At 72.6% G+C, this 25,595-nt stretch carries 20 protein-coding genes and 1 tRNA gene; 13 read left to right on the forward strand and 8 right to left on the reverse strand.

The features are described 5' to 3' along the window. Window positions 1-46: 46 nt before the first annotated feature. Together AC0693_RS28430 and AC0693_RS28435 are read right to left on the reverse strand one after the other, a co-directional pair. A complete protein-coding gene (locus AC0693_RS28430) occupies window positions 47-2,623 on the reverse strand; it encodes an ABC transporter permease (RefSeq protein ID WP_478803227.1) in 2,577 nt (858 codons plus the stop codon). Next, window positions 2,620-3,408 carry an ABC transporter ATP-binding protein gene (locus AC0693_RS28435; RefSeq protein ID WP_469333633.1) on the reverse strand — a complete coding sequence of 263 codons (789 nt, stop codon included), beginning with the start codon at window positions 3,406-3,408 and terminating at the stop codon, window positions 2,620-2,622. Before AC0693_RS28435 ends, AC0693_RS28430 begins: the two co-directional genes overlap by 4 nt. Window positions 3,409-3,677: 269 nt before the next feature. Between AC0693_RS28435 and AC0693_RS28440 the strand changes: the two genes are divergently transcribed. Further along, window positions 3,678-5,348: an MDR family MFS transporter gene (locus AC0693_RS28440; RefSeq protein WP_478803228.1), complete on the forward strand. Its 1,671-nt coding sequence runs from the start codon at window positions 3,678-3,680 to the stop codon at window positions 5,346-5,348. A gap of 134 nt (window positions 5,349-5,482) precedes the next feature. Continuing rightward, window positions 5,483-6,538, forward strand: a complete 1,056-nt coding sequence (locus AC0693_RS28445; RefSeq protein ID WP_478803229.1) for a hypothetical protein — start codon at window positions 5,483-5,485, stop codon at window positions 6,536-6,538. Window positions 6,539-6,566: 28 nt separating this feature from the next. On the opposite strand, the gene AC0693_RS28450 is transcribed toward AC0693_RS28445, so the two are convergent. Further along, window positions 6,567-7,130 (reverse strand): CGNR zinc finger domain-containing protein, encoded by a 564-nt coding sequence (locus tag AC0693_RS28450; RefSeq protein WP_478803230.1) that lies wholly within the window; start codon window positions 7,128-7,130, stop codon window positions 6,567-6,569. A gap of 98 nt (window positions 7,131-7,228) precedes the next feature. On the opposite strand from AC0693_RS28450, the gene AC0693_RS28455 reads away from it, so the two are divergent. Further along, complete coding sequence (locus AC0693_RS28455; RefSeq protein ID WP_478803231.1) at window positions 7,229-8,113, forward strand: alpha/beta fold hydrolase; 885 nt, start codon at window positions 7,229-7,231, stop codon at window positions 8,111-8,113. A gap of 55 nt (window positions 8,114-8,168) precedes the next feature. Here the strand turns inward: AC0693_RS28455 and AC0693_RS28460 are convergent, their stop codons facing one another. From AC0693_RS28460 to AC0693_RS28470, 3 genes are all read right to left on the reverse strand, one after another. Then, window positions 8,169-9,050, reverse strand: coding sequence for a DivIVA domain-containing protein (locus AC0693_RS28460; protein ID WP_356409313.1), 882 nt, complete (start codon window positions 9,048-9,050; stop codon window positions 8,169-8,171). Window positions 9,051-9,276: 226 nt separating this feature from the next. Next, on the reverse strand, window positions 9,277-11,853 hold the full coding sequence (locus tag AC0693_RS28465) for an SUKH-4 family immunity protein (protein WP_478803232.1): 2,577 nt from the start codon (window positions 11,851-11,853) through the stop codon (window positions 9,277-9,279). A 7-nt stretch (window positions 11,854-11,860) separates the two neighbouring features. Next, complete coding sequence (locus AC0693_RS28470) at window positions 11,861-12,844, reverse strand: SMI1/KNR4 family protein (RefSeq protein ID WP_469319505.1); 984 nt, start codon at window positions 12,842-12,844, stop codon at window positions 11,861-11,863. A gap of 252 nt (window positions 12,845-13,096) precedes the next feature. Here AC0693_RS28470 and AC0693_RS28475 point away from each other — a divergent pair, with 252 nt between their 5' ends. Both AC0693_RS28475 and AC0693_RS28480 read left to right on the forward strand, forming a co-directional pair. Continuing rightward, window positions 13,097-13,762, forward strand: coding sequence for a YwqJ-related putative deaminase (locus AC0693_RS28475; protein ID WP_468470191.1), 666 nt, complete (start codon window positions 13,097-13,099; stop codon window positions 13,760-13,762). Window positions 13,763-13,766: 4 nt separating this feature from the next. Then, the gene (locus tag AC0693_RS28480; RefSeq protein WP_468470193.1) at window positions 13,767-14,285 is read left to right on the forward strand and encodes an SUKH-3 domain-containing protein; all 519 of its coding nucleotides are present in this window, start codon (window positions 13,767-13,769) and stop codon (window positions 14,283-14,285) included. On the opposite strand, the gene AC0693_RS28485 is transcribed toward AC0693_RS28480, so the two are convergent. Continuing rightward, complete coding sequence (locus tag AC0693_RS28485; RefSeq protein WP_478803233.1) at window positions 14,260-15,594, reverse strand: sensor histidine kinase; 1,335 nt, start codon at window positions 15,592-15,594, stop codon at window positions 14,260-14,262. The two genes, AC0693_RS28480 and AC0693_RS28485, sit on opposite strands and share 26 nt — an antisense overlap. A 130-nt stretch (window positions 15,595-15,724) precedes the next feature. Between AC0693_RS28485 and AC0693_RS28490 the strand changes: the two genes are divergently transcribed. The 6 genes from AC0693_RS28490 (at window position 15,725) to pth (ending at window position 20,697) form a co-directional block, all read left to right on the forward strand. Further along, the gene (locus AC0693_RS28490) at window positions 15,725-16,468 is read left to right on the forward strand and encodes a transposase (RefSeq protein ID WP_478803234.1); all 744 of its coding nucleotides are present in this window, start codon (window positions 15,725-15,727) and stop codon (window positions 16,466-16,468) included. 28 nt (window positions 16,469-16,496) lie between these two features. Then, window positions 16,497-16,568: transfer RNA gene (locus AC0693_RS28495), tRNA-Gln, on the forward strand. Window positions 16,569-16,678: 110 nt separating this feature from the next. Continuing rightward, window positions 16,679-18,127, forward strand: coding sequence for a bifunctional UDP-N-acetylglucosamine diphosphorylase/glucosamine-1-phosphate N-acetyltransferase GlmU (gene glmU, locus AC0693_RS28500; RefSeq protein WP_478803235.1), 1,449 nt, complete (start codon window positions 16,679-16,681; stop codon window positions 18,125-18,127). A gap of 135 nt (window positions 18,128-18,262) precedes the next feature. Continuing rightward, window positions 18,263-19,240: a ribose-phosphate diphosphokinase gene (locus tag AC0693_RS28505; RefSeq protein ID WP_112451977.1), complete on the forward strand. Its 978-nt coding sequence runs from the start codon at window positions 18,263-18,265 to the stop codon at window positions 19,238-19,240. Window positions 19,241-19,446: 206 nt separating this feature from the next. Then, the gene (locus AC0693_RS28510; protein ID WP_478803236.1) at window positions 19,447-20,022 is read left to right on the forward strand and encodes a 50S ribosomal protein L25/general stress protein Ctc; all 576 of its coding nucleotides are present in this window, start codon (window positions 19,447-19,449) and stop codon (window positions 20,020-20,022) included. A gap of 84 nt (window positions 20,023-20,106) precedes the next feature. Continuing rightward, window positions 20,107-20,697, forward strand: a complete 591-nt coding sequence (gene pth, locus AC0693_RS28515) for an aminoacyl-tRNA hydrolase (RefSeq protein ID WP_468470201.1) — start codon at window positions 20,107-20,109, stop codon at window positions 20,695-20,697. Window positions 20,698-20,779: 82 nt separating this feature from the next. Here the strand turns inward: pth and ppc are convergent, their stop codons facing one another. Then, entirely contained in the window at window positions 20,780-23,542 is a 2,763-nt protein-coding gene (ppc, locus tag AC0693_RS28520; RefSeq protein WP_469319500.1) for a phosphoenolpyruvate carboxylase, read from the reverse strand. A gap of 357 nt (window positions 23,543-23,899) precedes the next feature. On the opposite strand from ppc, the gene AC0693_RS28525 reads away from it, so the two are divergent. Next, a complete protein-coding gene (locus tag AC0693_RS28525) occupies window positions 23,900-24,883 on the forward strand; it encodes an acyl-CoA desaturase (protein WP_469333623.1) in 984 nt (327 codons plus the stop codon). Next, entirely contained in the window at window positions 24,880-25,557 is a 678-nt protein-coding gene (locus AC0693_RS28530; RefSeq protein ID WP_356409342.1) for a TetR/AcrR family transcriptional regulator, read from the forward strand. The genes AC0693_RS28525 and AC0693_RS28530 overlap by 4 nt, the downstream gene beginning before the upstream one ends. Window positions 25,558-25,595 lie beyond the last annotated feature (38 nt).

Consider the following 25,595-nt stretch of genomic DNA (forward strand, 5'->3'; position numbering starts at 1 on the left):
GGCCCCGGATCCGGGGCCGCCCGCCGTCGCGGGGAACGCTAGGCGCTCACTCGGTGCCGATCGCGTTCAGGATGTTCATCCGGCCCGCCCGGAAGGCCGGGACCAGGGCGGCGAACAGGCCCACGAAGGCCGATCCGGCGAAGACGCCCAGGATGGTGGGCCACGGGATCTCCAGCACCTTGAGGCCCTGGAGCGCCAGCAGCTGCTGCCCGGCGACGCCCCAGCCCATGCCCAGCCCGAGCCCGAGCAGGGCGCCGAAGAGGGCGATGACCACCGACTCCAGGCGGATCATGCGGCGCAGCTGGCGGCGGGAGAGGCCGATGGCGCGCATCAGACCGATCTCGCGGGTCCGCTCGACCACCGAGAGGGCGAGGGTGTTCACGACGCCCAGCACCGCCACGATGATCGCGAGGGCGAGCAGGCCGTAGACCATGTTGAGCAGCTGCCCGACCTGGTCCTTGATGGTCTTCTTGAAGTCGGTCTGGTTGCGCACGTCGTACTGCGGGTACGCGGCCATCGCCTTCTTCATGGCGTCGTAGGCGGCCTGCTGCTTGCCGTCCTCGGCCTTGGCGAACATGATCAGGTTCTGCGGCATCCGGTCGGCCGGCACGTACTGCGCGGCCGTCGCGATGCTCGTGTACATCGCGCCCTTGTCGATGCTGCCCTCGTCCGAGGTGATCGCCGCGAGCTTCAGCCGGGCCGCCGACCCCTCCTTGAAGGCGACCGTCAGCTCGTCACCGAGTTTCAGGCCGTGCGCGCTCGCATAGGTCTGGCCGACCGACATGGCGTTCTTGCCGTACGCGGCCTTCAGCTCGCCGGAGACGGTCTTCTTGCGCAGGTCGTCGGCGTACGTCGGGTCCGCGGCGGAGAGCGTCTTGTCCTCGCTCTTGCCGTCCGGAGTGGTCAGCTTGGCGTCGAGGATCTTGTACGCGGTGACGTGGTCGATGCCGGGGACCGCGCGCAGCGCCTTCTCGGCCTGCGGGAGCACCGGCTGCCCGTTCTGCGACTGGATGATGAAGTCCGCGCCGACCGAGCGGTCGAGTTCGTCGGTGGCGGAGGCCACCATCGAGGAGCCGACCACGGACAGGCAGGCCACCAGGGCCAGGCCGATCATCAGCGCGGCGGCCGTGGCGCCCGTACGCCGCGGGTTGCGCAGCGCGTTGCGTTCGGCGAGCCGGCCGACGGAACCGAAGGGCCGCAGCACCGCCCCGGCGAGCACCCGGACCACGACGCCCGCCAGCAGCGGGCCGATCACGATGAAGCCGATCAGGGACAGGACCACGCCCAGCCCGAGCCACAGCGACCCGGTGGCCGCCTTGTCGGCGCCCGCGGCGGCGACCAGGGCGGCGCCGCCGATCGCGGTGAGGACCAGGCCGAGGACGGCGCGGACCACGCCCGCCGTGCGGTCACCGGGGGTACCGGCGTCGCGCAGGGCGGCCATCGGGGAGACCTTGCCCGCGCGGCGGGCCGGGAGGTAGGCGGAGACGACGGTGACGACGACCCCGAGCACGATGCCGAGGACCGGGGTGCTCCACCGCACGGTCAGGTCGTCGGTGGACAGGTGCATGCCCACCAGGCCCATGAGCTTCATCAGGCCGACGGCCAGGCCGACGCCCGCAGCCACGCCGAGCACCGAGCCGACCACGCCGAGCAGGAACGCCTCGACCAGGACGGAGCGGTTGACCTGCTTGCGGTCGGCGCCGATGGCGCGCATCAGGCCGATCTCGCGGGTGCGCTGGGCGACCAGCATCGAGAAGGTGTTGAAGATCAGGAAGATGCCGACGAGGAACGCGATCCCGGCGAAGGCGAGCATCGCGTACTTCATGACGTTCAGGAACGAACCGACGCTCTTGCGGCCGGCGTCCGCGGACTCCTTGGCGGTCTGGAGCTTGTAGGTGCCCGGGCCGACGGCGGTGGCGATGTTCTTCTTCAGCTGGTCGTCGCTCACGCCGTCCTTGGCGACGACGTTGACGTGGGTGAAGGTGCCGCGGGCGCCGAGCAGGCCCTGCTGGGCGGTGGCGGTGTCGAAGTAGACGACGGCCGCACCGGGGTTGGTCACGGTGAAGGCGGCGATGCCGCTGATCCGCGCGCGGAGGTCGCCGGTGATGGCGATCGTGCGCAGCTCGTCGCCGAGGGCCAGGTGGTGCTTCTTCGCCGTGTCGGCGTCGACCATCACCTCGGTGGGGCCGCGCGGCGCGTGCCCGGAGGTGATCTTCATGGACTTGAGCTCGTTGTCGTTCCAGTTGCCCGCCAGCGTCGGGGCGCCGGTCGTCGAGCCCATGTTCTCGTTCTTGGCGTCGACCACCGTCACGGCGGCCGAGATGACGCCGCCCTCGGCGGACTTGACGCCCTCGACCTTCCTGATCTGGTCGACGACCGTGCCCGCCAGCGCCTCGGGGCGCCCGCGCTGCTGGTTCTCGCCGTCGTCCCCGGCCTCCTTGGGGCTGACGGTGACGTCGGCGCTGGTGACCCCGAAGAGCTTGTCGAAGGTCGTGTTCATCGTGTCCGTGAACACGAGGGTGCCGCAGACGAAGGCGACGGAGAGCAGCACGGCTATCGCCGAGAGCGCCATCCGCCCCTTGTGCGCCGCGAAGTTGCGCAGCGAGGTCTTCAGGACGGTCATGACGTCCGCCCGCGCGCGTCGAAGTCCTTCATGCGGTCCAGGACCCGCTCGGCGGTCGGGTCGAACATCTCGTCCACGATCCGGCCGTCCGCGAGGTAGAGCACCCGGTCCGCGTAGGACGCGGCGACCGGGTCGTGGGTGACCATGACGATGGTCTGGCCCAGCTCGTCGACCGAGCGGCGCAGGAAGCCCAGCACCTCGGCCCCGGCCCGCGAGTCCAGGTTCCCGGTCGGCTCGTCCCCGAAGATGATCTCGGGGCGGGCCGCCAGGGCCCGGGCCACCGCCACGCGCTGCTGCTGGCCGCCGGACAGCTGGGTCGGGCGGTGCTTCAGGCGCCCCGCGAGACCGACCGTCTCCACGACCTGGTCCAGCCACTGCTGGTCGGGCCTGCGGCCCGCGATGTCCATCGGGAGCGTGATGTTCTCCAGCGCGTTCAGCGTCGGGAGCAGGTTGAACGCCTGGAAGATGAAGCCGATCCGGTCCCGGCGCAGCTGCGTGAGCTTCTTGTCCTTCAGACCGGTGATCTCGGTGTCGGCCAGGTGGATCCGGCCGCTGCTCACCGTGTCGAGGCCCGCGAGGCAGTGCATCAGCGTGGACTTGCCGGAGCCCGAAGGGCCCATGATCGCGGTGAACCGGCCGCGGTGGATGTCCACGTCGACGCCGTCGAGGGCCACCACGCGGGTCTCGCCGGTGCCGTAGGCCTTGACGACCTCCCGCGCTCGCGCCGCGACGGCCACATGCCCTCCAGCGCCCCCGTGCCGGGTATCGGTCAGTGCGGTTGTCACGGTGTTCTCCTCGGTTGGTGCGTGCGACTGTCGCGGGTACGACGGGCGGGGCCCGTCCGGGGGCCGGCCCCACCCCCGTGGGAGCCGCCCCCCAGCGGCCCGTAGGAACCAGTTAAGAAGCCGTGAGGACTTTCGGCCTCCTCCGTCGGGACGAAAGGCCCCTGCTCCTTACTGCGGAGCAACCCCTAGGGGATGTCACCCCTGCGGGCGAGGAGACCTGGGGGATACCGCCGGTACGGCCGCGGTGAGATGGTGTTCTCCGCCCATGCGTGCACAGTGAAGGGATCCAGGTGGGTACGGGGGAGACGGGAACGGGGGCCGACGCCGACACGGGCGCGGCCGCGGACGCGGACGCGAACACGGACGCGGACGCGGGTACGACGAAGCCGGGGGCCGCCGGAGCCGACGGGGCGCGCGCCCGTCCGCGTACCGCCGTGGTCGCCGCACTGATGCTCACCATGGGCCTGGTCGCCCTCGACAGCACCATCGTGGCCACCGCCGTCCCCCAGATCGTCGGCGACCTCGGCGGCTTCTCCGTCTTCTCCTGGCTCTTCTCCGGCTACCTGCTCGCCGTCACCGTCTCCCTGCCCGTGTACGGGAAGCTCTCCGACACCTTCGGCCGCAAACCCGTGCTCCTCTTCGGGGTCGCCCTCTTCCTCCTCGGCTCGCTGCTGTGCGCGGCCGCCTGGAACATGGCCGCGCTGATCGCCTTCCGCATCGTCCAGGGGCTGGGCGGCGGCGCCCTCCAGGGCACCGTGCAGACGCTGGCCGCCGACCTGTACCCGCTGAAGGAACGGCCGCGGATCCAGTCCCGGATGTCCACCGTGTGGGCCACCTCCTCCGTCGCCGGACCCGCGGTCGGCGGGCTGCTCGCCGCCTACGCCGACTGGCGCTGGATCTTCCTGATCAACCTGCCGCTGGGCGGGCTGGCGCTGTGGCTGATCGTCCGTCACCTGGCCGAGCCGGTACGGGCCCGGGGCCCCCGGGGGCCCATCGACTGGGCGGGCGCGCTCGCCGTCTTCGCCTGCGGCGGGCTGCTGCTCTTCGCGCTGGTCCAGGGCGGGGTCGCCTGGCCCTGGCTGTCCGCGCCCTCCCTGGGCCTGCTGGCCGGGAGCGCGGTGCTGGCGGCGGTGGTGGTCCGGGTGGAACGCCGGGCCGAGGAACCGATACTGCCGGGGTGGGTCTGGCGCCGGCGCACCATCGCCGCCGTCAACCTCGCGATGGCCGCGCTGGGCCTGCTGATGGTGGCGCCCATGGTGTTCATGCCGACCTACGCCCAGGCCGTCCTCGGACTCGGCCCCATCGGCGCCGGGTTCGTCATGTCCGCCATGACCCTGAGCTGGCCGATATCCGCCGCCTTCAGCCAGCACGTCTACCGGCGGATCGGCTTCCGCGACAGCGCCGTGATCGGCATGTCCCTGGCAGCCGCCGTCCTCTACTCCTTCACCCTGCTCCCCGCGCACGCGCGGCCCTGGCAGCCCGCGCTCGTCATGCTCCTGCTCGGCTGCGCTCTCGGCCTGTTCCAGCTGCCGCTGATGATCGGCGTCCAGGCCACGGTGGGCTGGGCGGAGCGCGGCACCACCACCGCGTCCGTCCTCTTCTCCCGGCAGGTCGGCCAGAGCGTCGGCGCCGCGCTGCTGGGGGCCGTCGCCAACGCCACCATCGCCGCCCGGCTCGCCGACGCCCCGATGGGCGGGCTGCCGGCCCGCCTGGACGACGTCTCCCAGGCCCTCGCGGAGCCGGGCGCGCTGCCCGCCGCGGCCGCCGACTACCTGCGGGCCTCGGTGGCCACCGCCGTGGACCACATCTACCTGGGGGCGACCGCGGCCGCGGTGGCCGCCGTACTGGCGCTGCTCCTGCTGGCGCCCCGCCGCTTCCCGGTGCTGACGGAGGCCCAGGACCGGGAGGACCGGGAGGACCGCGAGGACCGGCAAGGCTGAGCGCAAGGGCCGGGCGGGGGCGCCGGGCGCGCGGTCCTCCCGTACGCCCGAACGGCCCACCGGCGTGGCGGACTTGTCATGGACCCGGTCACGCGGTAGACCACGGACGGGGACCGAACGGGGGGAAACGACACATGGCCTGGCTGCCCGCACTGCTCACGCTCGTCGCCGGACTGCTCCTGGGGTACCGGACCCTGCGCGCCCACCCCGGCCTGGTGACCGGCCGCGACGGCCGGCTCTCCACGTCCAAGACGCTCGCCGCCGCCTGGACCGGGCTGCTCGTGTGGATGCTGCTCGTGCTGCTGGCATACGGACTGACCCGGGGCATCGGCTGGTTCCAGGGCCCGCAGAACCCGTTCTCCTCCCTGACGAGCGTCTACCTGCCGCTGCTCGGCGGCCCGTACCTGGCCCTCATCGGCGCCAAGGGCGTGGTCGGCCTGCGCGTGCAGCACGGCCACCTCTTCAAGCCGGAAAAGAAGTCCGCGCCGGGCGCCGCGCCCACCGGGCCCAACGCCCCCGCCGAGCGGCTGCCGATGGGCGAGCTCATCTCCAACGACTCCGGCCAGACCGACCTGATGGACCTCCAGTACGTCGCCTTCAGCATCGTCACGATGCTCTACGTCGCCGCGTTCTTCGTGGCCGACGTGGGCGCGGGCCTGCCGAAGCTGCCCGCGGAGATGTGGGCGCTCACCGGCGCCCCCGCCGCGGCCTACCTGCTCAACAAGGTGGCCACCCGGCCCAACCCGGTCATCACCCGCGTCACGCGCACGGGCGACCTCCTGCACGTCGAGGGCGGCGGCTTCTGCGACGACCCCCTGCACGGCAAGGTCCGGGTCACCGTCGGCGACGAGCCGCAGCGGGAGGCGGACCTCGTCAGCGACGGCACGCTGACCCTCCTGCGCCCGCCCCCGGCGGACGGCCCCGAGCAGCCGTTCACGGTGCACGTGACCTCGCGCGGCCTGCGCAGCGACCCGTACGTCTACCAGCCCCCGGCGCCGGTGGCCGACCCGACGCCGGTGGCCGACCCGGTTCCGGTGGCGGTACCGGTCGTCGAGGCCGAACTCGTCGCCACGGCGGACGCGGTGGCGGTGCCCGTCGTCCCGCAGCGGCCCGCCGCGTCCGCGCCGGAGCGGGAAGCCGCACCCGCCCTCGCGCCCGCGCCCTGCGACGAGCCGCCCGCGCGGCCGTAGGGCGGGCGGGCCGGGCAGGCGAGCCGCCTCACCCCTCGCCCTTGTGCCGGGCGTAGTACCGCGCCACCCGGGCCCGGTTGCCGCAGATCCCGGCCACGCACCAGCGCCGCCGCGCGTTCGCGGGCAGGAAGAGCAGCTCGCACTCCGCGCCCTCGCAGCCGCGGACCTCCCGCACGCGGGGGTCGGTCAGCAGGTCCGCCGCCGCCCCGGCCAGTTCGGCCGCGAGCCGCCGCCCGGGGTCCTCGGCCCGCCGGTGCACGGCCGCCGTGAGCCCCCCGGCCGCTGTCCAGGCGAGTTCGCGGTGCGCGGGGGCCGCCGCCATGGCCTCGTTCAGGGCCCGCAGCTCCCCGGCGGGCGGGCGTTCGCCCTGCCGTGCCGCTTCGAGCGCGGCCCGCGCCGCCTCCCGTACCGCGTGGACGCGGGCCAGGTCCGCGCCGCTCACCCGAGCCGCCGGGGTCAGCCGTCCCGGCTGCGCCGCCAGCCAGGCGGCGAGGCCCTCCGGGGTCGCGATCAGGTCCCCGAACGCCGGGGACCGGGTGTTGAGGAGATCCAGCGCGAGCGGCTCACCGAGGAGCGGGAAGGTCACGGTCACGGCTCCACCCTAGCGCCCGACTAATGCCAAAGAAAGCCCTTGACCCATTAGACCGCGCCGGGCAAGACTAATGCCTCCAAGCCAAGGGGAGGCATGTGATGAGCATTCCGCTCACCGTTTCGGTTCCGCAGGTCCACCACCGGTACGCCGACGTCGACGGCGTCCGCGTCTTCTATCGCGAGACCGGCCCCGCCGACGCCCCCGTCCTCCTGCTGCTGCACGGCTTCCCGACCGCCTCGCACCAGTTCCGGCGGCTGATGGACGCCCTCGGCGCCACGCACCGCCTCATCGCCCCGGACTACCCCGGCTTCGGCCACACCGAGGCCCCGGCCGGATTCACGTACACCTTCGACCGGCTCGCCGACATCGTCGAGGGGTTCACCGAAGCCCTCGGCCTCGACCGCTACGCCCTCTACGTCTTCGACTTCGGGGCCCCCGTCGGCCTGCGGCTCGCCACCCGCGCCCCCGAGCGGATCACCGGCCTCATCGTCCAGAACGGCAACGCCTACGAGGACGGACTCTCCGACACCGCCCGCGAGTTCGCGGGACTGCGCCGCGAGGTGTCCGGCAGCGAGGAGCGGGTCCGGGGCCTGTTCACCCCCGGCGGCACCCGCTTCCAGTACCAGACCGGCGTCGCCGACCCCACCCTGCTCTCCCCCGACAGCTGGACCCTGGACCAGCACTTCCTCGACCTGCCGGGCCGCGCCGACGCCCAGGCCGACCTCGCCTTCGACTACGGCGGCAACATCACGCTGTACCCGCTCTGGCAGGAGTGGCTGCGCGCGCACCGGCCGCCCGCGCTCGTCCTGTGGGGCACCGGCGACCCCTTCTTCCTCCCGGCGGGCGCGACGGCGTACGCGCGCGACCTGCCCGACGCGGACGTCCACCTCTTCGAAGGCGCGGGCCACTTCGCCCTGGAGACCCACCTGCCGCACATCGCGGCCCTCGCCGACCGCTTCCTGACCGGCCTGCGAACGGCCTGACCGGCCGACCCTCGCCGGGCGCCCCCGCCTGCGGGGGCAACGGCCCGGCGGTGCCTCAGCCCTCCGCCGGAGCGCGGCCCGTCAGGGCCGCCAGGCTGGAGCGGACATGGTTCATGTGCGCCCGCATCTCCTCCTGGGCCGCCTCGTGCTCCCGCAGGATCCGCTCCGTCTCGCGCACCGTGCGCTCCTCCCGCGCCCGCGCCAGCGCCAGCAGCTCCGCCGCCCGCGCCTCCGCGTCCTCCTGGCCGTGCCGGGCCGCCTCCTCCTGCTCCGCGAAGGCCCGCCGGGCCGCCTCCAGCTCCCCCTGGCCGTGCCGCTCCAGCTCCGCGAGCCGCGCCTCCACCGCGGCCTCGCGCGCCGCCAGCTCCCGCTCCGCCGCCTCCCACCGCTCCGCGTGCTCCCGGTCGCGCTCGGCGAGCAGCGCCTCGGCCCGGCGGCTCGTCTCGGCCAGGGCCTCCTGCGCCTGCGTCCGCCAGTCCGCCGCCTCCTCGCGGGCCGCCGCCCGCATCTCCTCCGCCTCCCGCCGGGCCCGCTCCAGCCCCTGCCGGGCCCGGACCTCCGTCTGGTCCCGCACCGCCCCGGCGTCCTGGCGGGCCAGCTCCGCCACCCGCTCCGCGTGCGCCTCGGCGGCGCCCAGGATCGCCGACACGTCGGCGCGCGCGTCCGCCCGTACGCTCTCCGCCTCTTCCTCCACCAGCGCCAGGATCCGCCGCGCCCGCTCGCTCAGGTCGTCGTACGTCTGGGGCGCGAGCGTGGCCACCACCGCGGCCAGGCGCTGCGCCTCCGCCTCCAACTGCCGCTCCAGCACGGTCAGCCGGGCCACCCGCTCCCAGGCCTCGTCCCGGCCGCCGGCGAGCCGGGCGAGGTACCGGTCCACCTGATCGGTCCGGTAGCCGCGGCCGCGCACGGTCTCGAAACCCCGGTGACGCGGTGACATGGGTGCACTCATCCTGGAAAACGCCTCTCTCGCGTGGCGTGCGGCGTGTGGCCGATGCGGGGTGGTTCCTGTCAAGGATGCGTCATTTACGTACAGAAGCGGCAATGGCCGGGCCGTGACCCCGTTCGGGGGTCCCGGCCCGGCCACTCATCAGAGATGCCCGGACGGTCACCGGATCAACCGGGGACCGGACAGACCGCCCGTGGCGGCCGGAGCAAGGGTCGGGTCAGAGGAGCCCGTCCCACATCTGCTCCAGCAGCACCGACCACCAGTTCTCCGGCGACGCCAGCGCCGCACTGTCCAGCGCCGCCAGCTTCAGCTGGAAGTCGGCCGTCCAGCGCCCCGCCTGTTCGGGCGTCAGGTGCAGGCGCAACCGCCACATGTACCCCAGCATCGCCATGCAGCGCGCGAACTGGGGCAGGCTCGAATTCACGAACTGCGGCGGCACCGGAGCACCGCCCGGACCGGCCTCCACCGGCACCGCCACGATGTGCGCCGTGCCGTACTGCACGCAGATCGCCCGGCCGAAGTCGCTGCCCACCACCAGGTACGAACCCGCGTCCGACGCGGGCTGCACCTGCCGCTGCGCCGCCATCTCCGCCAGCGTCGGCACCGGCTGGCCCGGCACCGCCTGCGCCCAGAAGAACGGACCGAAGTCCACCGGCAGACCCGACCACACCAGCGTCTGCGCCACGATCTCCGGCACGCCCTGGCGCGACACGGCACGCTGCTCGAACCGGAAGACGCCCTGCGGGCCGAAGGCCTGGTTCAGCTCCGCCGCGATCGCCTCCAGCGGGATCGCCGGCTCCAGCGGCACCTGCGGCAGCGGCGCGCGCACCGGCGCCGGGCGCGCCGGACCGTCCGCCACCTGGTGCAGCTCGCCCTGGTGCGTGAGGAGGTGCCGCATGCCCTGCTGACGGCCCGCGTGGTCCGTTCCGTACGGCGCCACGCTCGTGATCCGCACCTGCGGCCAGGTCTCCCGGATCATCCGCGCGCAGTAACCGCCGGGCAGCTCGCAGGACGCCAGCTCCGTGTGCAGCTCCAGCACCTGCTGCGGCGGCACGCCCATCGCGCGCAGCTCGTGCAGGATCTGCCACTCCGGGTGCGGGGTACCGGGCGCCGAGCGGCGGATCAGCTGCTGCTCGGAACCGTCCTGGCCGCGGTAGCGCAGCACGGCCTGGTAGCCGGGACCGACCGTCGGCACGCCGGGCTGCTGCGGCGCCTGGGGGGTGTGCGGCTGCTGCGGCGCGGGCGGTACGGGCCCGGGCGGCGCCGGGGGCCGCCCCGCGGCGGCCGGACCCGCCAGCATCGTCGCGGCGTGCGGAGCGCCCGCACCGGGCGCACCGGGCGGACCCGGAGGCGCCGGCGGCTGACCCACGGCCGGACCCGCCAGCATCGTCGCGGCATGCTGCACCGCACCACCCGGCGCACCCGGCGGACCAGGAGGCGCGGGCGGCTGACCCGGCCCCTGCGCACCCGGAGCACCCGGCGGACCCGGAGGCGCCGGCGGCTGACCCACGGCCGGACCCGCCAGCATCGTCGCGGCATGCTGCACCCCGCCGCCCCCGGTGCCACCCGGCGGACCAGGAGGCGCGGGCGGCTGACCCGGCCCCTGCGCACCCGGAGCGCCCGGCGGACCCGGAGGCGCCGGCGGCTGACCCACCGCCGGACCCGCCAGCATCGTCGCGGCATGCTGCACCCCGCCACCCCCGGTGCCACCCGGCGCACCCGGCGGACCGGGAGGCGCGGGCGCCTGGCCCACGGCGGGCGAGGCCAGCATCGTCGCGGCATACTGCGCACCCCCACCGGGCGCACCCGGCGGACCCGGAGGCGCGGGCGGCTGACCCGCGCCGGGCGCACGCCCGGCACCGGGCGCACCGGGCGCACCGGGCGGACCCGGCGGCACCGACGGCGACGGCCGGTTCACCCGGGCCTTGCTCGTCGGCGCGTCGGCGATGTCACTCCCCCGCACCGGAGGCGCAGCGGCGGGCCCACCGGGAGCCGCGGGCGCACCGGGCTCGGCCGCCCCCGCGCCCGGCAGCGGCAGCGGACCCGCACCGAGCGCCGGAGCGATCGCGGTCGCGGGCAGCTGACTGCCTCCCGAAATGAGCTGCGTCTTGGCCTCCGCCGAGACCGCGGGCGCCCCCGGACCCTCCAGGTCGCTGCCGGACAGCGGCGGCGCGAACACCGTCGCGGGCAGCGGCACGGACACGTCGTCCGGCCCCGCGTTCACGTCCGTACCGGCCCACGGCGTCGCCCCGACGGGCTCCGCGGCGGGCGCGGCGGGAGCAGCGGCGGGGGGCGCGGCCGGGGTAGCCGGGGCGCTCTCCGGAGCGGTCCGCTCGTACGCGGGCCCATCCGGACCGGCGTGCGCACCCGGGGCCCCGCCCGACGACGGCTGCGCCGCCCCCGGCCCGGCCGCCCTCGGCGCGATGCCCGCCCGGTCCGCCGCCTCCTGGAGCCACTCCGGCGGGCTCAGGATGAACGACGTCTGCTCCGCGTCGATCCGCGGCGACGGCACCGAAGGCTCGGGCGCCGTCGCCGACGCCCCGTACTCCTCCTCGTACCGCCGGATGACCTCGCCCACCGGCAGCCCCGGCCACAGCGTCGCCTCACCGCTGTCGCGCGCGATCACCAGCCGCTGACGGCCGCCCGCCGACACCGGACCGGCCGGGCGGTCCTCCGCCCACACCACGAAACCGAGGCCGAACTCCCGTACCCGCACCTCACGGTGCTGATAACCGGGAACGTCCCCGTTGATCCACTCCTCGGCGCGCTCCTGCGCCTGCGCAAACGTCACCACCGCGCCGTCACCCCTCCACCGCTACCGGAACCGAACGCGCGAATCCGCCGTCCACCATCAGACCGGCCACCGTCTCCAGCTCCGGCGGATTACCCGCCAACCGTTCGAGAAAGGCGTCGAAATCGGCACCGCACGGCAGCAGCAGACGCTCCACCCGCTCCCGCACCGACCAGCCGTCCCGGTCGCGCGCGTCGTCGTACGGAGAGAACCACACCGAACCGGGCGCCTCGCCCCTGACCTTCACCGCGAGCAGCCCGCCCTGCGCGAAGGCCACGCACAGGTAGTCCTTCGTCAGGTGGTCCCGCAGACATTTGTTGACGTAGACGAGGTCGTTGACCGCCGCCTCCTCACGCACCGTGAAGAACGGCTGGTCCACCAGCAGACCCAGCTCCACGTCCAGCCCCGCACCGGCCGGCGCGCAGCCGCCCGCCGCCTTCAGGAACGAGCGGTACGCCTCCGGCAGCCGGTAGCCCAGATCCTCCTCGACCCCCAGCACCTGCGCCTCGGACACCGACACCACCGACTTCGGCAGCCTCAGGTGCACCGGACGCACCTCCTGCAACGCCCGCGTCCCGCGCTTCTCGTGGTCCACCGGCGCCGTCGCCAGCCCCGCGTGATGCCTCAGCAGCGCCTTCACCTCGACCGGAACCAGCTCCAGGCGCCGCGAACCCGCCACGTGGTGCCAGGTCCAGCCGTGCGGGGTCGCCACCGGGCCCACCGTGTCCCACAGCTCGTGCCCCGCCGCGCGCATGGCGGCGTTCGCGGACACGATGTCCGTCAGCCGCAGCTCGTCGACACCGAAACCCTCCGGCGGTTCGGCGATCTCCACCGCCGCCCGCGCGTACCGCGAGAAATCGGGATGCCCGTCCCCGCTCATCCGCACCCCCTGGGGATGGCGCGCGGCCCGGACGGGGTCCGGGAAATGCACGACCTGCCCCGAGTACGCGGCGTTGGGTGGCGCGGCCTGCTGCCCGAGCCGACCTGTCGTCATGGCGGTAGCCCCCTGCTGGATCTGGCTGGTTCCGCACAGCCTATGCGGTGCGGCAAGACCGGCACCCTCCCCAGGCCGGGCCCCTGACGGACGCCCGCGGCCCCCGGCCGGGAACATCCGAATTGATACGAATATTCGACCCCGCTTCCCCACCACAGGGGACATTTGACAGGCTGTCCCCGCAGCACGGGGGCGTGCGCGACAGCGGCCCGACAGCGGTCGGCGCCGCGGCCACGGGAGGGAAAGCGCCACATGCGGAACACGATTGCCAGCACACCGGCCCGCCCGGACCAGCCCACGGGACCCACCGGACCCACGGACCGGACGAGCCCCACCAGCCCCACCGGCCCCCTGGGCCCCCGGGGCCCCATCGGCCCGGGCGGAGGCGCACCCGACGGCGCCACCGCCCACGCCACCGGCACCGCCGGCGACCCCAGACTCCGCTGGAGCAGCACCGACGGCCCCGCCGTCCCCGTCCTGCGCTTCCGCCGCGACGGCATCCTCCCCACCATCGCCGCCGCCCTCTCCGTCCGCGGCGACACCCTCACCGGCACCGCCGGCAAAGCCGACCAGCCACCCGTCCTGCACCCCCTCGTCCAGGACTTCCTCGACACCCTCACCAGCGGCCAGCGCGAACGCTTCACCGGCCGCTGCCCCGAAGCGATCCTGCTCTCCCGCCACCTCACCGCCGTCGAGGAAGGCCGCAGCCGACGCGCCTCCCGCAAACCCCTCACCCCCAACGAAGCACGCCGCTCCCTCAAACACTCCAAGATCACCGCCAGCCGCATCCGCGAAGCCGGCGACCCCCTCCACGGCAGCTACGCACCCCCCTGCCGCTCCTGCGACGCCCTCCTCGCCCACTTCGGCGTCCGCGCCGTCGACCTCACCGCACCCGCCACCGCCCCCGAGAAGGCCTGACCAGATGACCGCCTCAGCCTCCTACGACCGCTCCTCGGCCACCCGCTTCCCCCAGGCCGTCGACACCGCCCTGCGCACCGCCGGCTGGCAGCCCGGCCGCTGGGACATCAAACAGGCCGAGTACTGGGCCGACTCCCTGCGCGACCACACCACCCCCGCCGGCCACCGCCACACCGTCTTCCCCGCCGCCGTCGAGGCCTGGGCCGAATTCGGCGGCCTCACCCTCACCGCCCCCGGCCCCGGACGCCAGATAGCCCCCGCCCCCGTCCGCATCGACCCCCTCACCGGCCTGCACCTCGCCCGCACCTTCGCCGACCTCGGCCGCGCCCTCTCCACCCGGCTCTGCCCCCTCGGCACCGAAGGCGACGGCACCTCCCACCTCGCCCTCGACGCCGAAGGCCGCGTCTACGCCATCGACCACACCGGCGACTGGTACCTCGGCGCGAGCATCGACGAAGCCCTCACCGCCCTCCTCACCGGCCTCCAGCCCACCCGCCTCAGGACCGCGGCCCCCCAGACCTGACCCCCGGCCGGCCCGCCCCCGGAGCCGCCCCGGAACCGGACCCGGAACCGGACCCGGCCCCGCACCCCGGCAGCACCGCCGACACCCGGAACCCCCCGCCGTCCGTCGGACCCGACACGAACACCCCGCCCAGCCCGAGCACCCGCTCCCGCATGCCGACCAGCCCGTTCCCCCCGCTCGGCAGCCCCGGCTCCGCCGCCTCGCCGTCACACGGACCGTTCTCCACCTGCATCGCCACCTCCCCCTCCCGATGCGCGAGCCGCACGGTCACCCGCGCACCCGGCGCGTGCTTGTGGCAGTTCGTCAACGCCTCCTGCACCACCCGGAACGCCGTCTGCTCCACCTCCGCCGCGTACCCCGCCGGACCCCCGTGCACCTCGAACACCACGGCCATCCCCGCCGCCCGCGACTGCCCGACCAGCACCTCCAGCTCCGCCAGCGACGGCCCCTCCTCCACCGCCGCGGCCAGAGCCACCGGCGCCCGAGCCGGAGTCGGCGCGGCCGACGACGCCCGCAGCACCCCGAGCATCTCCCGCAACTCCGTCAGCGCCTGGCGCCCCATGTCACCCACCAGCGCCGCATTGCGCACCGCCTTCGCCGGATCCTTCACCGCCACCGCCTCCAGCGCCGCCGCGTGCACCACCATCAACGACACCCGGTGCGCCACCACGTCGTGCATCTCCCGCGCGATCCGGGTCCGCTCCTCCGTACGCGCCCACTCCGCCCGCTCCTCCGCCCGGTCCGCCAGCAGCGACAGCTCCCGCTCCAGCGAATCCGCACGCTCCTGCAGGCTCTCCATCAACCGCCGCCGCGCCCCGATGTACAGCCCGAACAGCACCGGCGGCACCGTCAGCGCCACCGCCATGAACACCGACAGCACGACGACCAGGAACGGCTCCCCCTCCACGTCCCCGCGTGTGCGCACGTACGTGACGACGAAGGTCCCCACGAGCGCCATCGACCCCAGCACGGCCGTGACCCGCTTCGGCGCCTCGGACGCCGCCAGCGTGTACAGCCCCACCACGCCCAGCAGGAACCCCATCACCGCGGGCGTGATCGCGATCCCCAGCAGCACCACGGGCACGGGCCACCGCCGGCGCACCACGAGCGCACCCCCGACGACCACCCCCAGCAGCACCCCGAGCACCGGGGGCACCCCGGCCTCCCGCGCGAAGGGCACCCCCTCGAACCCGCACTCGACGGCCGACACCACGCCGAGCCCCACGTCGAAGGCGGCCTCCCGCCGCCGCTCCCACCACCACGGCCCGTCCCGCCCGGCCCCGCCCCGCTCTTCCCCCGTCAAGGTCATACGGCCAGCGTACGCACGGCCCGCAGCACAGACCCGCCGTTGTTTCCCGCAAACCCCCGGTAATCGCACGTACGACTGAACCATCCGCCAACCGAGACCTGAATCCCGCATTCCGGACAACCATGTCCGCATGAGCACATACGCCGACTTCGAATCCCTGTGCACCGCGCCGGAGCGCAAGCGCCACCCCAACGCCAAGGACGACCTTCGCGCCAAGGCCCGCGCACTGCGCCTGGAGGGCATGACCTACGACCGGATCCAGCGGGAACTGGGCTGCTCGAAGAGCTCCATATCCCTCTGGGTCCGCGACCTCCCGAAACCGGAGCGGCGCACGAAGCCGGTCGGCACGGACATGGTGCGGGCGCAGCAAGGGCGGCGAGAGGCCCACGAACGCCGCAAGGCCGAGTACGCGGCGACACGCCGGGCGGCGCGGGAGGAGATCGGAGCCGTCTCCGACCGCGAGCTGTTCATCCTCGGCGTCGGCCTCTACTGGGCCGAGGGCGGAAAGACCAAACCGCATCGGCCCCAACCGCAGTTCACGTTCACGAACAGCGACCCGGACATGGTCAGAACGTTCCTCGCGTGGCTGCGCCTCGTGGGCGTCACGGAGGACCACCTCCGGTTCACCCTGCAGATCCACGAATCCGCCGACGTGGTGGGCGCGGAGCGGTACTGGATCGAGGTCGTGGGACTCGACGCCTCCCACTTCGGCAAGACCACGCTCAAGCGGCACAACCCGCGCACGAACCGCAAGAACGTCGGCGACGCCTACCGGGGCTGCCTCGCCGTACGCGTCCTGAGAGGCTCTGATCTATACCGTCGCGTCGAAGGCGCCTGGTGCGGCATAGTGGGTGCCGTCAATTCAACGACCTGACAGTAATGTCCGGTTTTAGCTGATTTAGTCCCCTGTGGTGTAATTGGCAGCACTGAGGCTTTTGGTGCCTTATGTCCGGGTTCGAGTCCTGGCGGGGGAGCTCTTCACGTTCGGGTCCCGACCTCCGTGGTCGGGACCCGGCTTCGTTTACGGCCCCCCACCCCCCGGTATCCTTCGTGCGTCCAGCACCCGAAGCCGAAGGGCCCACCCGTGAGCGCCAATCGCCCGGCAGCCGTCGTCGTACTCGCAGCGGGGGAAGGCACCCGCATGAAGTCCGCGACCCCCAAGGTTCTCCACGAGATCTGCGGGCGCACGCTCGTCGGCCACGTCGTCGCCGCCGCGCGCGAGCTGGACCCCGCGCACCTCGTCGTGGTCGTCGGCCACGCCCGTGAGCAGGTCGCCGCGCACCTCGCCGGCATCGACGCGGGCGTCCGTACCGCCGTGCAGGCCGAGCAGAACGGCACCGGGCACGCCGTCCGGATGGGCCTGGAGGAGCTGGGCGGGGAGATCACCGGCACGGTGGTCGTCGTCTGCGGCGACACCCCGCTGCTGACCGGCGACACGCTGGCCCAGCTCACCGCGACGCACGAGGCCGACGGCAACGCCGTCACCGTGCTGACGGCCGAGGTGCCCGACTCCACCGGCTACGGGCGGATCATCCGCGACGCGGCCACCGGCTCGGTGATCGCGATCGTCGAGCACAAGGACGCCACCGACGCCCAGCGGGCGATCCTGGAGATCAACTCCGGGGTGTTCGCCTTCGACGGCGTGCTGCTGAGCGACGCGCTCGGCAAGGTCCGTACCGACAACAGCCAGGGCGAGGAGTACCTCACCGACGTGCTGGAGATCCTGCGCGAGAGCGGGCACCGCGTCGGCGCGGCGGTCGGCGGGGACCACCGCGAGATCCTGGGGATCAACAACCGGGTGCAGCTGGCCCAGGCGCGCGCGCTGCTGAACGCGCGGCTGCTGGAGCGGGCGATGCTGGCGGGCGTGACGGTGGTCGACCCGGCGTCCACCTTCGTCGACGTGGGCGTGACCTTCGGCCAGGACGCGGTCGTGCACCCGGGGACGCAGCTCCTCGGCGCCACGCACGTCGCGGAGCGCGCGGAGGTCGGTCCGAACACCCGGCTGAAGGACACGCGGGTGGGTGCGGGCGCGCGGGTGGACAACACCGTGGCCGACACCGCCGTGATCGGTCCCTCCGCGAGCGTGGGTCCGTTCGCGTACCTGCGTCCGGGGACGGACCTGGGGGCGAAGTCGAAGGCCGGTACGTACGTGGAGATGAAGAACGCCACGATCGGCGAGGGCACCAAGGTGCCGCACCTGTCCTACGTGGGTGACGCGACGATCGGCGAGTACACGAACATCGGTGCGGCGAGCGTCTTCGTGAACTACGACGGCGAGCACAAGCACCACACGGTGGTCGGTTCACACTGCAAGACGGGCTCGGACAACATGTTTGTGGCGCCCGTCACCATCGGGGACGGCGCCTACACGGCGGCCGGATCGGTGATCACCAAGGACGTGCCGCCCGGTGCGCTGGCCGTGGCCCGTGGCCAGCAGCGGAATATCGAGGGCTGGGTGGCCCGCAAGCGTCCGGGAAGCGCCGCGGCTCAGGCGGCCCAGTCGGGGTCCACGGAGGGCCTCGACAAGGCCTGAGGGTGAACTGACCGGAAACAGGTGCGTCCGTGACGGCGTACCGTGATAGGTGCACGCAATTCGGCTGGCTGACCGTGTGCGGGACGGACGCACACGGGGGCGAGCAGCTTTCAACACGTCTGAGGAGACTGTGCTGTGACCGGGATCAAGACGACCGGCGAGAAGAAGCTGATGCTCTTCTCCGGCCGCGCCCACCCCGAGCTGGCCGAGGAGGTCGCGCACCAGCTCGGTGTCGGCCTCGTGCCGACCAAGGCTTTCGACTTCGCGAACGGTGAGATCTACGTCCGCTTCCAGGAGTCGGCTCGTGGCGCGGACTGCTTCCTGATCCAGAGCCACACGGCTCCGATCAACAAGTGGATCATGGAGCAGTTGATCATGATCGACGCGCTCAAGCGCGCGTCGGCGCGCTCCATCACCGTGATCGTGCCGTCCTACGGCTATGCCCGTCAGGACAAGAAGCACAAGGGCCGCGAGCCGATCTCGGCGCGTCTGGTGGCGGACCTGCTGAAGACGGCGGGCGCGGACCGGATCCTGACGGTCGACCTGCACACGGACCAGATCCAGGGCTTCTTCGACGGCCCGGTGGACCACCTGTCGGCGCTGTCGGTCCTGGCGGACTACGTCGGCGCGAAGGTGGACCGTTCCAAGCTGACGATCGTGTCCCCGGACGCCGGCCGCGTGCGCGTGGCGGACCGCTGGTGCGACCGGCTGGACGCGCCGCTGGCGATCGTGCACAAGCGCCGTGACAAGGACGTCGCCAACCAGGTGACGGTCCACGAGGTCGTGGGTGAGGTCAAGGGCCGCGTCTGCGTCCTGGTGGACGACATGATCGACACGGGTGGCACCATCTGCGCCGCGGCCGACGCGCTGTTCGCGCACGGGGCGGAGGACGTCATAGTGACGGCGACGCACGGCATCCTGTCGGGGCCGGCCGCGGACCGTCTGAAGAACTCGAAGGTGAGCGAGTTCGTGTTCACGAACACGCTGCCGGACCCCTCGGACCTGGAGCTGGACAAGATCACGGTGCTGTCGATCGCTCCGATGATCGCCCGCGCGGTGCGCGAGGTCTTCGAGGACGGCTCGGTCACCAGCCTGTTCGAAGAGCAGCAGTGACGCAGTAACGAGGACCACAGAAGATCCTTTTGAGGTACGGCCTCCCCGCCGGGTAGACTCTGCGAGTTGCTCGGCGAGGGAGGCCGTACCTGTTCGCGACGTGTTCGCGCGGGTGCCGGTGCTCCGTTATCGACGCGCTCTTCGTAGCAGGCCGTGTTCCGGCCGGGTGACTGCCGTCCATTTCCGTCACCCCACGAGGAGTGAGCATGTCCGAGATCAAGCTTGCCGCGCAGGTCCGCGAAAACTTCGGCAAGGGTTCCGCCCGCCAGGCCCGTCGTGACGCCCTGACCCCCGCGGTCATCTACGGCCACGGCACCGACCCGAAGCACGTCAACGTGGACGCCCACGCCCTTCAGCTGGCGCTGCGCACCCCGAACGTCCTGCTCTCCCTGGACATCGCGGGCGGCGGCACCGAGCTGGTCATCCCGAAGGCCGTGCAGAAGCACCCGCTGAAGCGTTCGATCTCCCACGTCGACTTCCTGATCGTCCAGAAGGGCGAGAAGGTCACCGTCGACGTCGCGATCGTCACCGAGGGCGAGCTGGCCCCGGGCGGCAACATGCTGGAGACCCTGCAGAACACGATCTCCGTCGAGGCCGAGGCCACCCACATCCCGACCGAGGTCACCGTCTCGATCGCGGGCCTGGAGGCCGGTGCGACCATCCACGCCAAGGACCTGGTCCTGCCGTCGGGCACCACCCTGGCCGTCGACGGCGACATCGCCGTCCTGCAGGTCATCGGCGCGCAGGCCGAGGAGCCGGCCGCCGAGAGCACCGAGGCCTGAGCCTCCCCGCTCGTCAGTTGCTGACCGACCGCCGTCCGGCTCCACTGGAGCGGGACGGCGGTCGTTTCGTTGAAGGAGCTTTTGATGTCGGACGACACGGCGCCCTGGCTGATCGTGGGTCTGGGCAATCCGGGCGCTGAGTACGCGGGCAACCGGCACAACATCGGGTTCATGGTGGTCGATCTGCTCGCGGAGCGGATGCGCGGGAAGTTCAAGGCGCACAAGGCGCGGGCGCAGGTCGTGGAAGGCCGGATCGGGCCGCCGGGGCCGTTGAACCGGCGGGTGGTGCTGGCGAAGCCGATGTCGTTCATGAACCTGTCGGGCGGGCCGGTGACGGCGCTGCGCGATTTCTACAAGGTGCCGCTGGAGCGGATCGTGGCGGTCCACGACGAGCTGGACATCGATTTTCCGACGTTGCGCGTGAAGCTGGGCGGCGGGGACAACGGGCACAACGGTTTGAAGTCGATGACGAAGTCGATGGGTGCGGACTACCACCGGGTGCGGTGCGGCATCGGCCGTCCGCCGGGGCGGATGCAGGTGGCGGACTTCGTGCTGAAGGACTTCTCCTCGACGGAGCGCAAGGAGCTGGACTGGTTCGTGGACCGGTCGGCGGATGCGGTGGAGTGCCTGCTCCAGGAGGGTCTGGAGCGCGCGCAGTCGGCGTACAACTCCTAGCGCCTCCTCGGGAGACGTACGAGAGGGCCCCTGCCGGATGCGGCAGGGGCCCTTTCGTGTGTACGGGGCCGTACGGGGTTGCTCAGCCGGTGTTGCGCAGGCCGGCGGCGACGCCGTTGACGGTGAGCAGGAGGGCGCGGGCGAGCAGGGGGTCGGCGCTCTCGCCGCGTTCGGCGGCGGCGCGCTGGCGGGCCAGCAGGGAGACCTGGAGGTAGGAGATGGGGTCCAGGTAGGCGTCGCGGACGGCGAAGGTCTGCTGGAGGACGGGGTGGGAGGCGAGGAGGGTGTCGCCGCCGGTGACGCGCAGGACCTCGCGGACGGTCAGCTCGTGTTCGGCTTCGATCTGGTCGAAGACGTGCTTGAGGTGGTCGGGGACGAGGGTGTCGACGTAGTGGCGGGCGATCCGCAGGTCGGTCTTGGCCAGCGTCATCTCGACGTTGGAGAGGAAGTTGCGGAAGAAGTGCCACTCGCGGCCCATTTCCGCGAGGACCTCGTCCTGGCCGGCTTCGCGCAGGGCCTTGAGGCCGGAGCCGACGCCGAACCAGCCGGGGACGATCTGGCGGGACTGGGTCCAGCCGAAGACCCAGGGGATGGCGCGCAGGCCGTCGAGGCCGGCTCCGGAGTCGGGGCGGCGGGAGGGCCGGGAGCCGAGGTGGAGGTCGGCGAGCTGGTCGACGGGGGTGGCGGCGAAGAAGTAGGCGGGGAGGTCGGGGTCTTCGACGAGTCGCCGGTAGGCGCCGTGGGCGGCGTCGGAGACGGTGTCCATGGCCGCGTCCCAGCGGGCGAGGGCTTCGTCGGACTGGCGGGGCGCGGTGTGCAGGGCGGAGGCCTGGAGGGTCGCGGCGACGGTCAGTTCGAGGTTCTCGCGGGCGAGGGAGGGGATGAGGTACTTGTCGGAGATGACCTCGCCCTGTTCGGTGACCTTGATCTCGCCTTCGAGGGTGCCCCAGGGCTGGGCGAGGATCGCGTCGTGGGAGGGGCCGCCGCCGCGGCCGACGGTGCCGCCGCGGCCGTGGAAGAGGCGCAGGCGGACGCCGTAGCGGTGGGCGACGTCGCGCAGGCGGCGCTGGGCGCGGTGGATCTCCCACTGGCTGGTGGTGATGCCGCCGAACTTGGAGGAGTCGGAGTAGCCGAGCATGACCTCCTGGACCTCGCCGCGCAGGGAGACGAGGCGGCGGTAGGAGGGGTCGGCGAGCATCTCGTCGAGGATGACGTCGGCGGCGCGCAGTTCGTCGGTGGTTTCCAGGAGCGGGACGATGCCGATCTTGGCCCAGCCGGCGTGGAGGTCGACGAGTCCGGCTTCGCGGGCGAGGACGGCGGCGGCGAAGACGTCGTCGGCGCCCTGGCACATCGAGATGATGTAGGACTCGATGACTTCGGGGCCGAACTTCTCGAAGGCGTCCTTGATGGCGCCGAAGACGCCGAGGGTCTTGCGTCCGGCGGCGTCGAGCGGTGCGGGGGTGGGGGCGAGGGGGCGCCGGGAGCGGAGTTCCTTGGCGAGGAGCTTCTGGCGGTATTCGCGGGGCATGTCGGCGTAGCGCCAGGATTCTTCACCGAGGCGGTCGAAGAGCTGGCCGAGGGCGTGGTGGTGGGCGTCGGCGTGTTCGCGTACGTCCATGGTGGCGAGCTGGAGGCCGAAGGCGGCGATGGTGCGGATGGTGCGGTCCATGCGGCCGTCGGCGAAGAGGGCGCCGCGGTGTTCGCGCAGGGAGGTCTGGATGAGGGTGAGGTCGGTGAGCAGTTCGGCGGTGCCGAGGTAGTCGCGGCCGTCCTCGTGGGGGGTGCCCTTGGCGAGGCGTTCGCGGGTGTTGACGAGCTTCTGCCGGATGCAGGTGGCCTTGAGGCGGTAGGGCTCTTCGGCGTTGAGGCGCTTGTAGCGGGGGCTGATCTCGGGCAGGCGTTCGATGTCGGCCTGGAGGGAGGTCAGGAGTTCCTCGGTGGCTCCGGTGTAGCGGATGGAGTTGGAGAGGAGTCCGCGCAGGTAGTCGACGAGTTCGAGGGCGTCGGTGATGCCGTGTTCGTGCTGGAGGATCAGGACGTCGCGGGTGACGTCGGGGGTGACGTTGGGGTTGCCGTCGCGGTCGCCTCCGATCCAGGTGCCGAAGGTGAGGGGGCGGGTGCCGGGGGGGATGTCGACGCCGACGCGCTGGAGTTCTGCGGCGAGGTCTTCGAGGACGTCGCCGACGGCTCCGGCGTGGAGTTCGTCGAGGTAGTAGATGGCGTTGCGGGCTTCGTCGGCGGGTTCGGGGCGCACGACGCGCAGTTCGTCGGTCTGCCAGACGAGGTCGATGTTCTCGGCGAGGCGCAGGTCGTGGCGGCGGCGTTCGCCGGCGCCGGTGACGGGCTCTTCGAGGAGGGCGGCGATGCGGCGCAGCTTGTTGAGGACGCTGCGGCGTGCGGCTTCGGTGGGGTGGGCCGTGAAGACGGGGCGGACGTTGAGGTTCTTGACCGTCTCGCGCAGGTGTTCGGGGTCGGCGTCCTTGAGCATGTCCGCGGTGCGGGCGAGGAGGCTGCCCTCGGTGGCGCGGTGGGCGCGCAGTTCCTTGCCGCGGTGCACCTGTTCGGTGACGTTGGCGAGGTGGAAGTAGGTGGAGAAGGCGCGTACGAGCTTGGCGGCGGTCTCCAGGTCGGTGTCGCCGAGGAGGGCGGCGGCGGCTTCGCCGTCGGTGCGCGTGAGGGCGCGCACGCGTTCGACCAGGTCGAGGAGGTCCTGGCCTTCCTGGCGTACGAGGGTTTCGCCGAGGAGTTCGCCGAGGCGGCGGATGTCCGCGCGCAGCTCCGCGTTGGCCATGTCTGCTGTTGTAACCGTGGCCGGGGTGACGGGGGCCTGGTCAGCACTGCTCACAGGTGCGGCTCCTTGCAGTGTTTCGAGCGCTACTGGGGCGGGGCCTCCGGGGTGCGCGCGGGGTGCTCCCGGGGACTGTCGTCCGCGGGGTGGCCCTGCCTGTCGCGCAGCTCGGCTGCCCGTGCGGACCGCGCTGTCCGACGACACCAGGATAGGTGTCCGGGCCAGGTGTCCGGTGCGGCGCTCGGGTCCGTCTCGCGATGCGGGCCGGTCGGGGGTGACGGTGCGGGCCGGTCGGGGGTGACGGCTGTGGTGCCGCCCTTGCCCGGAGCCTCACCTTTGCCATACTTACGTTGCCGTAGGTTACGGGTCCGTAGCCGGGCTCCTGCCGACTTCCCTCACCCCCCAGGGGACCCCATGACCGTAAGCCCCGATCTGATCGAGGACGCTTCGGCGGCCTCCGCAGCGTCCCAGCCGTCCGCGACACTGGGCGGCGAGAGCAAGAGGTCCGTCGAGCAGATCGCGCTGCTGCTGTTCATCACCGTGCCGTTCCTGGCGGTGCTGGCCGCGATTCCGCTGGCCTTCGCCTGGGGCGGGGTGAGCTGGCTCGATCTGGGCCTGATGGTGTTCATGTACTTCCTGGCCTGCCACGGGATCACCATCGGCTTCCACCGCTACTTCACGCACGGCTCCTTCAAGGCGAAGCGGCCGCTGCGGATCGTGCTGGCCGTGATGGGCTCGATGGCGGTGGAGGGTCCGCTGGTGCGCTGGGTGGCCGACCACCGCAAGCACCACAAGTACTCCGACCACGACGGCGACCCGCATTCGCCGTGGCGGTTCGGCGAGTCGCTCCCGGCGCTGATGAAGGGCCTGTGGTGGGCCCACATCGGATGGCTGTTCGACGAGGAGCAGACCAACCAGGAGAAGTACGCCCCGGACCTGATCAAGGACCCGGCGATCCGGCGGATCTCGCGCGACTTCATCTACTGGACGATGCTGTCGCTGGCGATCCCGCCGCTGGTGGGCGGCCTGGTGACGATGTCTTGGTGGGGCGCGTTCACGGCGTTCTTCTGGGGCTCGCTGGTCCGGGTGGCGCTGCTGCACCACGTGACGTGGTCCATCAACTCGATCTGTCACGCGGTGGGCAAGCGCCCCTTCAAGTCGCGCGACCGCTCGGGCAACGTGTGGTGGCTGGCGGTCCTCTCCTGCGGCGAGTCCTGGCACAACCTGCACCACGCGGACCCGACCTCGGCGCGCCACGGCGTGCTGCGCGGCCAGATCGACTCCAGCGCCCGGCTGATCCGCTGGTTCGAGCAGGCGGGCTGGGCGAGCGACGTCCGCTGGCCCTCGGCCTCCCGGATCGACGCCCGGCGCAAGGAGAAGGCCGCGAGCGCGGCATGATGGGTGACGTGGCGACCGACGGCAGTACCCCCAGCAGCAGCGAGAAGCCCCGGCGCAGCCGCCGGGTCCGGATGACGGGCGCCGAGCGGCGCCAGCAGCTGCTGGACATCGGTCGCGCCCTGTTCGCGGAGAAGGGCTTCGAGGGCACGTCGGTCGAGGAGATCGCGGCCAAGGCCGGGGTGTCCAAGCCGGTGGTCTACGAGCACTTCGGCGGCAAGGAGGGCCTGTACGCGGTCGTCGTGGACCGCGAGATGCGCCAGCTGCTGGACGGGGTGACGGGCGCGCTGACCGCCGGGCACCCGCGCGAGCTGCTGGAGCAGGCCGCCTTCGCCCTGCTCGACTACATCGAGTCGTACACCGACGGCTTCCGGATCCTGGTCCGCGATTCGCCGGTGGCCCAGTCGACGGGCACCTTCGCCTCGCTGATCAGTGACATCGCGACGCAGGTGGAGGACATCCTCGGCCTGGAGTTCAAGGCGCGCGGCTTCGATCCGAAGCTGGCCCCGCTGTACGCGCAGGCGCTGGTCGGGATGGTCGCGCTGACCGGCCAGTGGTGGCTGGACGTGCGCAAACCGAAGAAGGCGGAGGTCGCCGCGCACCTGGTGAACCTGGCCTGGCACGGCCTGGACAAGCTGGAGTCGAAGCCGCGCCTGGTGGGCCACCGCCGGAGCTGACGGGCGACGGACTCCGGGCCGAAAGGTTGTACGAAAAA

This window comes from Streptomyces sp. NPDC043876 (assembly GCF_056435825.1).

What these genes read in the sequence shown, in the direction of transcription:
- AC0693_RS28460 (WP_356409313.1), bottom strand. Translation starts at nt 9,050, where the DNA reads ATGTCACCGCGTCACCGGGGTTTCGAGACCGTGCGCGGCCGCGGCTAC.
- AC0693_RS28530 (WP_356409342.1), top strand. Translation starts at nt 24,880, where the DNA reads ATGATGGGTGACGTGGCGACCGACGGCAGTACCCCCAGCAGCAGCGAG.
- AC0693_RS28485 (WP_478803233.1), bottom strand. Translation starts at nt 15,594, where the DNA reads ATGACCTTGACGGGGGAAGAGCGGGGCGGGGCCGGGCGGGACGGGCCG.
- pth (WP_468470201.1), top strand. Translation starts at nt 20,107, where the DNA reads ATGTCGGACGACACGGCGCCCTGGCTGATCGTGGGTCTGGGCAATCCG.
- AC0693_RS28510 (WP_478803236.1), top strand. Translation starts at nt 19,447, where the DNA reads ATGTCCGAGATCAAGCTTGCCGCGCAGGTCCGCGAAAACTTCGGCAAG.
- AC0693_RS28490 (WP_478803234.1), top strand. Translation starts at nt 15,725, where the DNA reads ATGAGCACATACGCCGACTTCGAATCCCTGTGCACCGCGCCGGAGCGC.
- AC0693_RS28480 (WP_468470193.1), top strand. Translation starts at nt 13,767, where the DNA reads ATGACCGCCTCAGCCTCCTACGACCGCTCCTCGGCCACCCGCTTCCCC.
- AC0693_RS28525 (WP_469333623.1), top strand. Translation starts at nt 23,900, where the DNA reads ATGACCGTAAGCCCCGATCTGATCGAGGACGCTTCGGCGGCCTCCGCA.
- AC0693_RS28445 (WP_478803229.1), top strand. Translation starts at nt 5,483, where the DNA reads ATGGCCTGGCTGCCCGCACTGCTCACGCTCGTCGCCGGACTGCTCCTG.
- AC0693_RS28430 (WP_478803227.1), bottom strand. Translation starts at nt 2,623, where the DNA reads ATGACCGTCCTGAAGACCTCGCTGCGCAACTTCGCGGCGCACAAGGGG.
- AC0693_RS28455 (WP_478803231.1), top strand. Translation starts at nt 7,229, where the DNA reads ATGAGCATTCCGCTCACCGTTTCGGTTCCGCAGGTCCACCACCGGTAC.
- AC0693_RS28470 (WP_469319505.1), bottom strand. Translation starts at nt 12,844, where the DNA reads ATGACGACAGGTCGGCTCGGGCAGCAGGCCGCGCCACCCAACGCCGCG.
- AC0693_RS28475 (WP_468470191.1), top strand. Translation starts at nt 13,097, where the DNA reads ATGCGGAACACGATTGCCAGCACACCGGCCCGCCCGGACCAGCCCACG.